The sequence below is a fragment of the Stecheria intestinalis genome (assembly GCF_009696165.1).
Taxonomy (GTDB): domain Bacteria; phylum Bacillota_I; class Bacilli_A; order Erysipelotrichales; family Erysipelotrichaceae; genus Bulleidia; species Bulleidia intestinalis.
The window spans coordinates 18,481-33,567 of sequence record NZ_VUMN01000008.1 but is presented as its reverse complement, the minus strand read 5'-3'; the positions used below and the strand labels follow the sequence as shown (position 1 = coordinate 33,567).

Genomic DNA, 15,087 nt, shown 5'->3' with positions numbered 1-15,087 from the left:
AAGCAGCTAGTTCTGCAGACCGTCAGTAAGGAAGGAGGAACATACGACATGTCCCGTTTGAAGTCAGAGTCAGAGAAGCAGGCATATTCGCGTGCGCACTTAGGTGCACGTGCATTCCTGATGATGCATTATCTTTTTGAAGTGAATCGCTGCTGGGTGAAAGATCTCCGCCTGGTTGGGAGCACGCTTTCCGTTCATCGTCAGGATGTCAGCAAAACCTATCGGAATCTCCTGAAGGATGGGCTTCTGGAACTGCTCACCCCGGCGAATCCCTCAGAGCCCGACCGTGCCAGCATGCGCAACTGGATCGCTCCAGCCGATCCTTCCGACGTCCGCAATCCTTATCTCGTGGCGCATCTTACCCGGAAAGGCCTCGTCTGGCTGATTGAAAACACCGGCAGGTTCCAGGATCTTTCCCTGATGCCGCCGGGTGAGGAATACTATCAGAACTTCTATCGCGAAAAGGAGCACCGCTTCTCCCGCTCCGGGTTTGATGCCTACGTCCGCCAGCTGAAGCTCTCCCGTCTGGAGGCGGTCATGCTTGTCACAGGCGTGCATGTCTTCCCGTTTGACAAGCCTGAGCTCTATGATCTCTGGGGATGTCTTCCCTGGGTTCACACTTCCGCAAACGGCTATGACAGCGATCACCCGCAGAATCTCCGCTATGACGGCTGGAGCAGGGAAGATGGCGAAGCACTCTGGAAGAAGCATCCGTGGGAAAACACACGGAATGACCTCTCCGGGTTCTTCTACTCCACACGGGAAGTCGCACGCTTTGTGGATCAGGTTGCTTCCGGGGTCTATGCGATCCCCTCGGACGGCTTTGCAAGAAACTCCATGCATGATGACCCCGATCATGATTTTGCGATGACCGGTTCCGACACCTTCCGCGGAACGCGATGCCTTGGCGTCTACATTTCTCCTGAAGCGGTCGTGATGTTCTATATGGGAACGCCGGGTGACAACCGGTTCCTCACGCTTTCCGGAAAGCTCGGTTTCGAGAGCGTCCTGAAGGATCAGCTGGCACGCCTGTTCTTCGCCCATGATCCTGGCGCAAGGGACAAGGTTTCCGCGGTGTATCTTTCCGACACAGAAGCGATGGCCTACGCGATGACGATGGGCGTGACGAATGGAACCGTGAAGGTGAACGAAGCCCGCATTCTGGAGAACGGGGTGATCGATGAAGGTCTGGTGGAGAAAGCCCGGGCAAAATCCGAGAACACCCGCAGCATCACGAAGTCGCTTCTGACCGCAGGCACGGATCTCTTCACCCGCGTCTATGTCGTGCCGACCTCTCACCCCGGCGTGGACACCCTGAAGGACATCCTTGCAGTCGGCCACTCCGGCTATCAGGCGGCTTCAAAAGAAGTGCTTGCGAAACTCGGGGTTAGCGGGCCGACCTATGGACTTCTTGGTTCCTATGGCCAGATGATGGTCGGAGAAGGAAGCTATGCTCACCCTTCGCCGGTGATCTATATGCCGTTCTTTGAAGTCCGCCAGCTTGCCCAGATCTATGCAGTCCAGGAACATGGCGCCGGGGATTACGTGATCCTCTGCCATGACTGGATGGCGGATGCGGCTGCACATGCGATCCGGAAGAAATGCCGCTTCCTTTCCCTGGACGCTCCTCTCGATCCGGAGCACTGCCGCTGGATCTTCCGCGAAAAAGGATCCGCAAACATCCCGGTTACTTTGAGCAAAGAAGAACTGCGCAAGGTTTCTGCATTGAAGCAGGCATGGGAAAAGCGCGGGGGAACAGGAGAATTCCGGTTCTCCTTCCGCGAGCTTTCAATGCTGGATGCAGGGAAGATCGATGATCTGAATGAAGTGGAGCGGATCATTGAAGCCTGCCGCATCGAACAGCAAAGGATTCATGAAGCCGCAAAGGATGCGCATCGGTTTAACCATGAGGAGACAGAGGAGGACCAGCTCCGCAGGGAACCTGTCAGCATTCCGACCTATGGCTGGCATGGAAGCCGCGCTGGGAGTGACAGCTGGATCAGGCATCCTTCCTCCGACGCAAAGGGCACAGGAAAGAAGGTGTACATCTGGCTTTCGCCGAAGGACTACGAGCGGGCAAAGTCCGTCGCAGGATACATCCACATGCCAGTGACCGGATACCTCCAGCATCTTGCGGTGAATGGAGTTCAGGCGGATGAGAAGCGGAAGAATGAGGCCGTGCGCGACATTGCGGCAAGCAAGCGGCAGCTTTCGCTTGCAAAGGGGAGACGGTTTCCAAGTACCAGGGAAGAATGACGAGAAGCCAGGACGATTGCGAAAGCAGAACATAGGAAAAATGATGAATGCTGCTTCAGCAAAGGGCAACTGCATGCTTCGCACCTTCTTCGGGAATGTTTCAGGAACGATAGAGCCATGATAGAATAGGGTCAGTTTCAGTTAAGGGTGGCAGTTGAGATGTCTAGACCGAAGAGAAAGAATTCAGAAGAACTCAGAAAACAGTATCAGAAACAATACGTTGATGAACATTACCGCGCATTCATGATCCGCTTCAGATATGACGAAGATGCTGATGTCATTGATTGGCTGAACAAGCAGAAGAACATCTCGGAATCCATTCGAAAGATTGTCCGCGCACAGCATTCCAGCAAATCAGACCAGCGCAGGGCCCAGGAAGATAAGGAGATTCTGACCTGGCTGAAAACACAAGATGACGTCGGAGAAACCCTTCGCAAGGTTGCTCTCCGGGAAGCAAGAAAAGAAGCAAAGAAAGCTGAAAAGATCGCTGCAGAAGGCGGAGAAAAAGTTGATCGCCGCAGAAAGAAAGCCAGCGCAAAGAAGTAATTATCTGCTTTCCGGTACAATGTGATATCGCTCCTGTAATTGATGCAGCAAGAGAAAGCCGCCATTTTTGAAGGGCAAAAAACCTTGGCTTGATCCTTTGCCAAGTGATGGAGGAATAAATATGTGTGAAGTAAATGCAATCCGCTGGGTCCTTCTGACCGAGAAAAGGAATAATGATCGAAGCGGTCTATATGGTTATACGCAGCGTACATTAGCTTATAACTCAAACCGAATAGAAGGAAGTACACTGACTGAAGATCAGACAGCGGCCCTTTTTGAAGAAGGGTTTCTTCCGCCTAATGATTCTGTTTATCTTTCTAAAGATGTCGAAGAAATGAACGGCCATTTTCTGATGTTTAATAAAATGCTCGCATCCTTGGACGAACCTCTCTCAGAAGAGCTAATTAAAAGTTTTCATTATGAGTTGAAAGCTGGAGTCTTCGAAGATCGAGCAAACGGCTATGCAATCGGAGACTATAAGAAGCGCCCGAATACCGTAGGAGGGCTGACTGTAGCGGCTCCTGCTTCTGTCTCCGATAAAATGAAAGAACTGCTTAACTGGTATCATTCATGCAGCGAAGTTTCTTTAACTACATTGGCTGAGCTTCACGCAAAGTATGAATTCATACACCCGTTTCAAGATGGAAACGGAAGAACCGGGAGAATTATCCTGTTCCGCGAGTGCTTGGAAAAAAATATTATTCCATTCATCATTAAGAACGAAAATAGAGCTGAATATATTGTCAGCCTGCATGATGCTCAGGTGAATGGAAATTATTCTGGTCTTTCAAAGCTCTTTGAAAAAGAGCAGAAAGAATACAAAGCCCAGTGCATTTTCTTTGACGTTGAGAATAGGTACTCTACGGCAAAGAAATTTCAGCGAGCTTGTTAAAAATGAATTCTCAAAACCACCATTTGAAATTTGGAATGCTTTTTCAAATCTGTAGAATACCTTTGTAAATTGTCGCTAACACTATTCGACTTTCTTCTACGTCACCCTTCGTGAGAATTGCTCCCATTTCGCTTATTCATGATCACGGTTGATCTATCCGTAGTATTCTTTATTACAATTTACCCTCTATTAAACGGTTGCTTTCTTTTTGTGCACCGTATTACGGCTGGTACTGAAAAGATGACGCCCTCATTCATAGATAAAGTCGTCATCTTATCAAACTGGTAGAAAATATACCCGCCGGCCTATTCAAGCGTTAATTTTTGGAAATTTCGAGGTCTTCACCGTTTGAAGCAATTACTTTTTTATAGTAATAGAAGCTGTCCTTTTTATAACGTTTCATGGTTCCTTCGCCTGCATCGTTACGGTCTACGTAAATAAAGCCATAACGTTTAGACATCTGGCCAGATCCATTAGAGACAAGATCTATCGGTCCCCACCAGCAATATCCAAATAAATCAACACCGTTTCTAATGGCTTTTTTCATTGCCTCGACATGTGCTTTAAGGTATTCCATGCGATAAACATCATGAACCGTGCCATTAACTAAGTTTTCTTTTACACCTAATCCATTTTCAGCGATAAAGATTGGTACCTGATACCTGCCATACAGATCAACTAATGCCAGGTAGAGCCCATCTGGGTCGATAGACCATCCTGATGGAGTAGTCTGAAGATAGGGATTTGTCTTACCGGTATTTACAATATTTGAATCGCCACGATAAGAAGTATCACCTTTTACTTCCTTATCAGATGTATTGGTTTCCTTCTGGACAGATTCTAGGTAGTCTTTTGAAGCAATTCTAGAACGATAATAAGTAAAGCTGAGGAAATCACATGGGTATTTTTTAATAATCTCCATGTCCTCATCCGTGTACTCAATGTGGATATTGTTGTCCTGAAAGTATTCCCATTGATACTTTGGATATTCTCCACGAATTTGAACATCTGGGAAAAAGAAACTTCTTTGCTTTTCCTTGTACACAACGAGCATGTCTTTAGGATCGCAGCTTATCGGATAGATGGTTTTATACTCAATAACTGATCCTACTTTCGCTTCAGGGTCTATTTCATGAATAGTCTTGACCGCAAGCGCGCTGGCAACAAACTGATAGTGACTTGCTTGATAAACATCCTGTAACGTATCAGTCTTCGGATCAATTCCGGCAGTCATCCATTCCATCTTATGGATGTTGTTCCCAATTTCATTGAATGTCAGCCAGTATTTAACGATTCCTTTCCATCTTGAAACCATCGTCTTTACGAATTTCAGATAGAAATCTATCATTCGTCTGTTTTTCCAGCCGCCATATTTATCAGCAAGATTTAATGGCATCTCATAGTGCGAAATTGTGACCATGAGTTCCATTCCTTGCTTTCTGCATTCTTCAAAAACCTTATCATAGAATTCAAGCCCTTTTTCGTTCGGCTCATCTTCATCACCAAGAGGGAAAATTCTAGACCAAGCTACGCTTGTGCGGTAAATTTTGAACCCCATCTCACCGAAGGCATCGATGTCTTCTTTCCAATGGTGGTAGAAATCAATGCCAACATGTGTCGGGTAATATTTAGCATTCCTGTCCGGATATCCGAAGACTCCATGAGGCTGAACATCAGCAACAGAAGGAAGCTTTCCATCTTCCATATAGGCTCCTTCGTATTGATTTGCTGCGGTTGCTCCTCCCCACAGGAATCCTTGAGGGAAGCCCTGAGGGACCTGGTAAAGATAATGTTTTTCAGTCATTTTTTCTATCCTTTCTTAATTCTTTGCAGCTTTTGGATCATCTTTGAAGAGTGCATATGTAATCAGGAACGAAACAACGAATGAAACGATACATGCAATAACAATCGCAAGTATTGTATCTTCGAAGATTACAACACCTAAGATGCTAGAGTAACCCATTGAATAGGCTTTTGCTCCCATGATTCCTGCGATTGCGCCTCCAACGAGACCACCAATGGAAACGCCAATAATCGGAGTTTTGAAACGAATACCAATTCCATACAGTGCCGGTTCAGACACTCCGGAAACTACAGCTCCAATTCCTGCAGAAAGAGCAGTTGATTTTAAGTCGCCATCTTTTGTTTTCAGCATTACAGCAAAGCACGATCCACCTTCAGCAATGTTATGAAGAATCCAGCCAGGACGGAAGACATTGTCATAACCCTGAGCTGTAAACAGCTCTGTCATAGGTGGAACCATCAGCATGTTAACTCCAAAGAGAACAAGGAACGGATGTGCTGCCGCAATAATGCCAGGTGCAAGTCCTGCAGTATGAGATTCAATCCAAACGATGAGATTCACGATCCAACCGCCTACAACATTTCCCGCCGGGCCAAGGAAAAGGATAGTAATAGGGTAACCTACAAGGAGAATGCAAAGGGGTGCGAATACAGAACGGAGAACAGCTGGAATATGTTTATAGAAGAATTTTTCTAACCATGCTGCAAGCAGAGCCAGGAAAATTGCAGGAAGGAGCGTGGATGAATAAGAAATCAGTTTTACCGGCATTCCAAGCATTGTAATTGGATCGCCCGCAGATACCAGAGCGTTGAAATCCGGGTAAAGCAATGAAAGGGCCAGTGTCATTGAAAACGCAGGATTGCTTTTAAGAACGCGGGATGCACCATAAGCAACAAGCACAGGCATAAAGTAAAACGGTGTTTGTGCAACGAAATTGAATAGTTTATATGTCGTGCTGTCCGCAGCAGATGAATTAAAGTAAGATGAGAGAGAGAGGATTACTCGCAGCATCCCGGCACCATAAAGAATTGTGATGAACGGTGTTAGAGACTGCGCCATGAAATTAACTGCTTTTGAGAAATAATATTTAAAGGTTTTGTTTTGCTGATTCTTTATCTTTAAATCTTCCTCGTGATTTTCATTAACAATATCACCGGTTTTAATATCGTAAGATTTTTCGATTGTGTCAAAAACAGGAAATAGATTTTCACCAAGGATAACCTGATACTGATCCATTCCGTAAACTACCCCCAGCACGCCTGGAAGAGCACGGATTGCATCATCCTGTGCTTTTGTACGATCTTTTAACGAAAAGCGGAGCCGGGTAACACAATGTGTTACCATACCGATATTTTGTTCTCCACCAACAAGCCTTACTATATCCGATGCGAGCTTCTCATAATCAATCTTTGCCATAATTTCCTCCGATTCAATTTGCTCTGCTAAAGTAATCTTCAGATGTCCCCTCATGAGCTCAACTGATTCAACATCTGATAGCTGCTTTAAGGCGTCAGGATGAACCATGCTGCGATCCTTTACATAGATATAAAGAATCGTCCCTTTTTCAGAGAAACTAGATACATTTTCTTTTCCTCCCACAGAAGGAAAGATGTTTTCAAGAATCTCACTCGTCTTCATCCTTTACCTCTTTATTGCTCTGCCGATGCGTCCATCGACTTTAAGCCAAATTTATGAATTCCCACATCCTGTGATCCAGAATCATCTAGATTACGGTTTTTCCGCAATGCGCTTTTATTCCTCCTCTTGAAATAAAAACCCATGAAAACTTCATCAATAATAGATGTAGTTTTCACGGGTAATGCGCCACAAGATGCGGTTAACACTCCGTTCACTTTTTACTCTTTTGAAATCACGCGATTGATGTGAAGCATCAAGTAGAATACTTCATCTTCACTGCACTTCCAGTTCCATTTCTCTCGGAAATATTTCTCAATGTTTCTAGCACACAGATATGTTTGTGGATATTCCTTAGCAAAAGTTCTAAGCAATGACAAATTCTTATCTGTGGTTTTCCCGTTTGTGGAAAGGCGAAGAATCAAATATCGCAAATGCATGATGAAGCGTTCATACTGAAAACTTTCCCTGTCAATCTGTACACCCATATCTTTTTCGATAATGTCATTTAGGTCCTGAACGATCTGTAATGTTGTAGCATAGTTGCTATGATCAGCTTTTTCATATTCTCCGCCGATGATATGCAATGCAATATTTGTAATTTCCCCCTCCGGAACCATAATGCCTGTATGTTGTTTAATAATCTGAAGGGCAGATACACCAAGGCGGTATTCCTTTGGATATAGATTTTTCACTTCATAGGAAAGGGGACTTGTATACGAATAACCTTCCTTCATCCGCCTTATCACAAAATTTAGATGATCAGCCAATGTAAAGGAAAGATTTGCATTCAAATCACATTCTAGATTCTCCTCAGCTTTTTCAGTAATTTCCGCCGCCGCCATAATTACTGCTTGCGGAATTCCCGCGATCATATCGATATATTTCGGATCAACATCATAAAACGTGCGCTTAATTTTTGAAAGATCTTTCAGGTCATATGGAACTCTTGGAAAGCCAACACCGTTACCGAGAATAACAACCTCAGCCCCAGAAGCATCAAGAGCCAGTGCTGCATTATTATTTATTTGCTTGACTACTTTCATCTTGCTCTCCTCAGAGAAGTAAAAAGCACTACTTAAACAACACATTCTCCGTTGCTTCCAAGTAGTGCCTGCAAGAGTAACACCTTGTCTACATTAATCTTTATAATCAAATTGATAGCTGAAGTCAATAGAAGCGCTTTCATTTTTTAAATTTTTGCAAGCATGAAACATTCGTAATTTTTTGGGTAAGTAAAAGTGGATATGAGTGACCACTCGTTCTACTTTCGGGTATTTCTCATCATCCCGCTTGATATTTAATAGATATACAAACAGGTTCAGACAAGACAGAAGATTCTCCGCTTCTATTCCCCTCACTTTCAGAGAAATCTCTGAAGTCAGCCGCACATATTGTGGATCAGCCGCATCTGCTCGATGTACTTCGGATCATCAGTGTCAGCCTTATAAACTTCGCTCGTACAGCCTGCTTTTGTGATCAGCTGATTATGCGCAACATTCCCATCATGAACGTTTATTGAACCTGGCTTAATGTGCTTGAGAAAAGCTTCTTCAATCCGCTGACTAGTCGGGTTTCCGTTTCCGCATTGGACCGCAATCATGTTTTTGTGGACATCGACCGCAGCAACTATGCAGATCTGATTCTTGGGGCAGTCTTCTCTTCCTCTCGAATTCGTGCATGATTCAGTGTCATTCAGATAGGTTTCATCAATCCAGATACGCTTTGAAAGAATCAGGCGATACTGACAGCCATCTACTGTCGTTTTCAAAAACATGATGGTAGTATGATTTCATTGTTTGAGGAACTGATGAAATACCGGATAAAAGATGTAGCAAAACTGCTTGGAATGACAACGGAAGGGGTTCGCTTTTTTGAGCGCCAGGGGATCGTTACCCCGCACCGTGATGTAGAAAACAATTACCGTTTTTATGACAGGGTTCAGCTTATTGATCTCGAACAGATCCAGAAGTATCAGAAATTTGGATTTACGATTAAGGAATCCGAAGATCTTCTTAGATCAAGTGAAAAAGATGAAATCAGCGATGCGCTCACTGCACAGAAAAAGAAGCTGATTGAAGAACAGAAGGACCTTCAGCGGAAAATCCTTGCGACAGATGAAATGATCAAGAGCATTGAGTATCTGAAGAAATCTGATCTTCGAACTGAAACAGTTGAAATTCCAGATTTATCCTTTCTTCCGCTTGAAGGCGATCTTGCTCCAGAAAAAGAAGAAGCTATCAAAGCTGAAAAATCCTGGAATTGCATTGAATCAGCAAAGCTTTCAAGAATTGTGATGCATTCAGATGGGAGCTCCTGCAATGAAAAGGGACTGCTGATCTCCAAAGTACTGCAGAATCGATATCATTTTCCTGACTACCCGTATGTAGTCCATTTTTCAAAGCATTTCTCCTATAAAATCACAATTAACCGAGCTATTTTTGACGATTCTATATATCCTCTGCTGTATGCACAGGTTAAAGCTGCAGGATATGTACCATGCGGTGAAATGATCTCAGAGATTCAGCTCGCCTATACCGAAAAGGGCGTACGAAAAACGATTGAAAATATATTCATGCATGTGAATGCAAATAATAGCTGACATTTTGTGATTTTTTTAATTTTACGGTTGACTATAAACCAGCTTTATAGTTGTAGAATCGGAATTGTCTTGGGGGAGGAAAGAATGAACAAGATCAAAAAGGCAATTTCCGTAACAGCAGGGCTTGCAATGCTACTCTGCGGATGCACCGGATCTGGCACCGCCGCATCATCGTCTTCCGAAGTACTCACTGGTACTGGAAAGGGTAATGGAGGCGATATCACCGTAACTCTGACAAGAGAGAACGGGAAAATCACAAAGGCTGAAATCAAAGGAGATGATGAAACTCCTGATATCGGCCAGAAGGCTTTCTCCACATTATCCGACGAAATCGTGTCTGCAAATGCCTGCGATGTTGATGCCGTTTCCGGCGCAACGAGAACGTCCGACGGTGTTATCAGTGCATGCAATGCTGCATTGAACGGCGGATCTTCAGCAGCTGCTTCAACCGCTTCTGAAGAAAAAGGCACTTTGACAGATGGTGAATATACTGCAAGCGCATGGGGATTCGGTCTTACTGCACCGCTCCCTGTGACTGTCCGTGTGAAGAACGGCAGGATTGCTGACATTACCACTGGTGATAACAACAGTGAAACTGCAAGCATTCTGAAGAATGCCAAGGATCTTCTGATCCCGCGCATCATCGAAGCACAATCCGTTGGTGTGGATTCCATTACTGGCGCAACTGAAACTTCCGGTGCTATCAAAGCGGCTGTCCTGGATGCAGTGGAACAGGCAGGCGGAGATCGGACAGTTTATTCTGCAGTTGTTGCAGACACTCCAGGTGAAGACCGCACCTATGATGCCGACGTTGTCGTAGTAGGCTTCGGCGGATCCGGCGCTACGGCTGCATTGGCAGCACAGCAGGCTGGTGCAAACGTCATCGCACTTGAGAAAGCCGGAAAGACCGGCGGTACCTCCGCAGTAACTGGCGGCCCGATGAGCATCAATGAGCCTTCTCAGGTTGCAAAGGAAATCAAAGACTGGACCAATCCGGCAACCGGTGAAGTTGAAGATAAGCCGGCAGGTCAAGAACTGGTCGATGCAGATGAGCTCTATCAGGATTGGGTTGACTATACAACTGTCGATGGCGAGGTTGGCTCAAAGCCTGAGATCATCAAGGAACTGCTCGACAATTCCGGTCAGACCAGTGCATGGATGATCGATAACGGATTTTCATTCACTGATGCGATCGGATTCCTCGGAAACAAATATGCTATCTACACTCCTTACGTCGGCAACAAGGCACAGACGGAAGCAATGTGGAATACCTTTGAGGGCAACTTCGAAAAGCTGGGCGGAAAGGTTCTCCATGAAACGACTGTCGAATCCATCAATACTGATTCTGACGGAAAGATCACCGGTGTTTCTGCAGTCATGGATGACGGCACGAAAGTTACGGTCAATGCCGGACAGGTGATTCTCGCAACCGGAGGATTCGGCGGAAGCGCAGATATGATGAATGAATATCTCGGCGAAGACTGGAAGCTTTACGGCATGGCGCAGAATACCGGCGACGGCATCCGCATGGCTACTGAGCTTGGCGCGGCTACTTACAACATCGACATGCCTCCGATGTCACACTTCTCTGCTCCTACGGTAATCACAAATGACTACGATTCTCCGTTCGATAACGACATTCCATACGCTATGGTCTCGACCAGCGAAACGCTTGCGCTGAACAAGAAAGGCGAACGCTTCCTGAATGAAGAGCGGATTCAGTACACCGCTTATGTCGGCGGATCCAGATACTTCTCCATTTACTCTTCAGATATGATCGATATGCTCCGTGAAAAAGGATTTGCGAAAGACGCATCCGGCCGCTATCTGAATCACTTCGGCGTCGGCGGAGTTCCTACAAAGGATGTTCCGATGACTGACATCGACACTGTCCTGAACGATGCAATTGCAAAGGGCTTTGTCTACAAAGCAGATTCTCTGCAGGCTCTCGGCGAAGCAATCAAGGCAGATTATCCGGAAATGGATGTAGATACCTTCCTCGCTTCTATCAAGACCTACAACGAAGGCGTCGCAAACAAGGATGATGCACTCGGAAAGTCCGAAGAGAGCTATGAGCGTCTCGGACAGATCGAGGACGGAAATGACTATTACATTGCTGTCACAGGCGCGCCTTATATCTATTCAACCTGCGGCGGTCTTGACGTCGATGAAGAATTCCATGTTCTGAATACAGACGGCGATCCGATTGAAGGTCTCTATGCAGTAGGAACAGATTCCATGGGCGTTCTCTTCACTAACAAAAAGGGATATGCAAACTATGGCGGTGTAGCCCAGGGATACTGCTTCACATCCGGCCGCCTTGCCGGAGAAAACGCTGCTGCCGCAGTGAAGAATTAACTCGGTGACATCAAGCATTCTCTGAATAGAAAACGCTTGTCAGAAATGGCAAGCGTTTTCTATTACCCGGAAATGGAGGAAAAGCATTTGGCAGAAGGGCAGACTTTGATGCCGAGGAGGATTTCGCGCTGGATAAAATTTAAGAAGCATAAATATGTAGTAATGAAAACTAAAAATATGTAGTAATGAGAGCCACAAATTTATGGCAGTTGGAAAGAAATGAAAGCCAAGGACATTCTCAAAGAACATGATAGTTATGCTTTTCGGATTCAGTTTTCTGCCGCATCCAATCCGGCGAAAAATCTTTAAAAACTTTCGGGGAATCCTCTTTTGCCTGGCAATAGGGATATCAGAGGGCGATGATTGCCCGAAAGGAGAATACTAATATGAATGAAGCTTACATTTCTGTCATGGATGCACTGTACATCGGAATCCGTTCCTGGAGGAGAAAGGGGTGCCGGCCATTCTGTCTGCTTTGCTCTTTGAAGAAATCCTTTGCCGCACGAGACATAATTAATGGGCAGATTATTCCTGAATCGGATGATTATGACCCTGAAGAGTATTACGGCCAAGGAATGTTCTGATCTTTGTATAACTGCGGGCTGTCTAGAAAAGGGCAGCCTTTCTTTCATTTTTTTGATCCGGGCAAACAACTTCAATGAATTGCTCGTATGGTGCTCCGGGGTCTTCAAAAAGAGGTTATTAAGCCGCTGATCGGATACATTCATTACGAGACACCGGAAGAAGAGCAGAACTTTGCGACACTTCTGGAGATGCTCAATTCGATGGATGTCCGGGAAGATGATGAAGAGTGCCAGAACCCGGTGGATATCCTTTTTGAGCGGCTGAAAGAGAAGAACCCAAATCATTTTGCAGTAAGACAATATGTGAAGTTCAAGATGGCTGCCGGTGCCGCATGATCTATTTAGTTTCTTTCACAAGTAAGCAATAGCAGACAGACACAGAAATCTGCGGAAAGGAGAACAAGCTTATGAAGAAACAAATACGATATACCGCGTTGTACGAAAGACTGAGCCATGACGATGAGCTTCAGGGAGAATCCAACAGTATTTCCAACCAGAAACAACTTCTCATGGACTACGCTGTTTCACATGAGCTTCCCAATCCGCGCCATTTCTGGGACGACGGCATATCCGGCACGAGGTTTGACCGCCCTGCATTTCTGAAAATGATCGAAGATGTGAACGAGGGCAATATCGGCACCGTCGTGATTAAGGACATGAGTCGTCTGGGGAGAGATTATCTCCGCGTCGGGCAGATTGTTGAGATGTTCCGACAGAAGAATGTGCGTTTGATTTCCGTCAACGACGGTACAGATACACTTCACGGCGATGATGATTTCCTGCCGTTCCGTAACATCATGAATGAGTGGTATGCGAAAGACACCAGCAAGAAAATCCGATCGACATTCAAGGCAAAAGGAAACTCCGGTAAGCACGTAGCCAGCGCAACACCATACGGGTATCTGAAAGACCCGCTTGATAAAAACCATTGGATTATCGATGAGGAAGCGGCAGAGGTCGTAAGACGCATTTTCAAGCTGACGCTGGAGGGGCTGGGGCCGTATCAAATATCGCAGGTTCTTGAGAAAGACCACATCCCGGTGCCTGCCTACCACATGCAGAAATTAGGTGTCGGGCTGTGGAAAACAAGACGAATCCAACATCCGTACGCGTGGGGGAGTTCTACCATTGCCAACATTCTTACAAAAAAGGAGTATCTGGGGCATACGGTGAACTTCAAGACGAGGAAGCATTTCAAGGACAAGAAAAGCCATTACGTGCCGCAGAAGTATTGGCAGATATTCGAGAACACGCAGGAGGCGATCATCGACGAGGAGACATTCAACAACGCACAGAAGTGCCGCCGTGGGATCAAGAGATACCCGAACGGGTGGGGCGCGCCCCACCCGCTGGATGGAAAGATGTTCTGTTACGACTGCGGCGGTATCATGTACTGCCACAGGACAAGCAATGGAAAGCGCGTCGCGCAGTTTGTATGTTCCAAGTACGGAAAGGTTCCGGTAGGGACGCAGTGCAGTTCCGCTCACAGAATCAACGGCGATGCGGTTATAAAAATCTTGCGGGACACGCTGCGGTATCTGAAAGAGACCATCGACGAAGACCCCGAAATGTTCATCGAGAGCATATCGCAGAATGAATCCGAAACACGCAGTGCCGAAATCAAAAGACGGCAGGCGCGGCTCAAGGTCTGCAAAAAGAGAACCAGCGATCTGGAAAAGCTCATTTGTAAAATCTACGAGGACAATGCGCTGGGGAAAATGCCGGAGAGCCGGTATGAACTCCTGCTGGGAGAGTACAGCAGGGAACAGAATCTGCTGAATGAAGAAGCCGAACAGATCGAAGACGATCTGTCCAGAATGGAAGCAGAAAGCAAGAACGGCAAGAAGTTCGTCGATCTCATGAAGCGATACAACAACTTTGATGAAATCACACCGTACATGGTGAATGAGTTCGTTGACCGCATCATGGTGCATGAGCGTGACCGGAAAGGGTCAACACAGACCACACAGAAGATTGATATTTATTTCAATTTCATCGGAAACTATTCCATGCCGGTGCAAGAGCTGACCGAGGAGGAGAAAGCGGAGATCGCAAGCAGGGAAGCATACAAGGATAAATGCCATCAGAAGTATTTGAAGCGCAAGCAGGACGGTTCGCAGCAAAGGTGGGAAAAGAAGAACGCGCCACGACGAATGGCAAGGCTTGCAAGAGTGAAAGCGCAGAACCCGAACACCTATGGCATTCCTGCGGAGGAGTATGACGAGGAACATTTCTCTGCTCAGAGTCTGGTGCTTGCCGGTTCAGAAAGGGTGAATTCTTAAAAAAGTTCACCCGATAACTATGGTTTGGTCTATATGTGCGAAAGTGTTGATGGGGGAGATTTCATCAGCACTTTTTCTTTTGCAGGAAGTACGACAATTATCGGATGCACCCTTTCTTCCCCTCTCCT

Annotated in this window: 10 protein-coding genes and 1 pseudogene; 7 read left to right on the top strand and 4 right to left on the bottom strand. The window is 45.9% G+C overall.

Features of this window, described 5'->3' with window-relative positions; all coding sequences use genetic code 11:
- Window positions 1-48: 48 nt before the first annotated feature.
- The 3 genes from FYJ51_RS04775 (at window position 49) to FYJ51_RS04765 (ending at window position 3,694) form a co-directional block, all read left to right on the top strand.
- A complete protein-coding gene (locus FYJ51_RS04775) occupies window positions 49-2,256 on the top strand; it encodes a hypothetical protein (protein ID WP_154503869.1) in 2,208 nt (735 codons plus the stop codon).
- A 159-nt stretch (window positions 2,257-2,415) separates the two neighbouring features.
- Window positions 2,416-2,802, top strand: coding sequence for a hypothetical protein (locus FYJ51_RS04770; RefSeq protein ID WP_154503867.1), 387 nt, complete (start codon window positions 2,416-2,418; stop codon window positions 2,800-2,802).
- Between the two features lie 121 nt (window positions 2,803-2,923).
- Entirely contained in the window at window positions 2,924-3,694 is a 771-nt protein-coding gene (locus FYJ51_RS04765) for a Fic family protein (RefSeq protein WP_154503865.1), read from the top strand.
- A gap of 316 nt (window positions 3,695-4,010) precedes the next feature.
- Here the strand turns inward: FYJ51_RS04765 and FYJ51_RS04760 are convergent, their stop codons facing one another.
- From FYJ51_RS04760 to FYJ51_RS04745, 4 genes are all read right to left on the bottom strand, one after another.
- Window positions 4,011-5,498 (bottom strand): glycoside hydrolase family 1 protein, encoded by a 1,488-nt coding sequence (locus FYJ51_RS04760; protein WP_154503863.1) that lies wholly within the window; start codon window positions 5,496-5,498, stop codon window positions 4,011-4,013.
- Window positions 5,499-5,513: 15 nt separating this feature from the next.
- A complete protein-coding gene (locus FYJ51_RS04755; protein ID WP_235897221.1) occupies window positions 5,514-7,136 on the bottom strand; it encodes a PTS transporter subunit EIIC in 1,623 nt (540 codons plus the stop codon).
- Between the two features lie 218 nt (window positions 7,137-7,354).
- Entirely contained in the window at window positions 7,355-8,179 is an 825-nt protein-coding gene (locus tag FYJ51_RS04750; RefSeq protein WP_205946190.1) for a PRD domain-containing protein, read from the bottom strand.
- Window positions 8,180-8,514: 335 nt separating this feature from the next.
- A complete protein-coding gene (locus tag FYJ51_RS04745; protein ID WP_154503859.1) occupies window positions 8,515-8,910 on the bottom strand; it encodes a hypothetical protein in 396 nt (131 codons plus the stop codon).
- Window positions 8,911-8,919: 9 nt separating this feature from the next.
- Between FYJ51_RS04745 and FYJ51_RS04740 the strand changes: the two genes are divergently transcribed.
- From FYJ51_RS04740 to FYJ51_RS04725, 4 genes and pseudogenes are all read left to right on the top strand, one after another.
- Window positions 8,920-9,735, top strand: a complete 816-nt coding sequence (locus FYJ51_RS04740) for a MerR family transcriptional regulator (protein ID WP_154503857.1) — start codon at window positions 8,920-8,922, stop codon at window positions 9,733-9,735.
- An 84-nt stretch (window positions 9,736-9,819) separates the two neighbouring features.
- Window positions 9,820-12,093: an FAD-binding protein gene (locus FYJ51_RS04735; RefSeq protein WP_154503855.1), complete on the top strand. Its 2,274-nt coding sequence runs from the start codon at window positions 9,820-9,822 to the stop codon at window positions 12,091-12,093.
- A 710-nt stretch (window positions 12,094-12,803) separates the two neighbouring features.
- Window positions 12,804-13,004 (top strand): annotated as a pseudogene (locus FYJ51_RS04730) (VirD4-like conjugal transfer protein, CD1115 family); the annotation flags it as partial.
- 80 nt (window positions 13,005-13,084) lie between these two features.
- Window positions 13,085-14,959: a recombinase family protein gene (locus FYJ51_RS04725; RefSeq protein WP_154503853.1), complete on the top strand. Its 1,875-nt coding sequence runs from the start codon at window positions 13,085-13,087 to the stop codon at window positions 14,957-14,959.
- The last annotated feature ends 128 nt before the right edge of the window (window positions 14,960-15,087 follow it).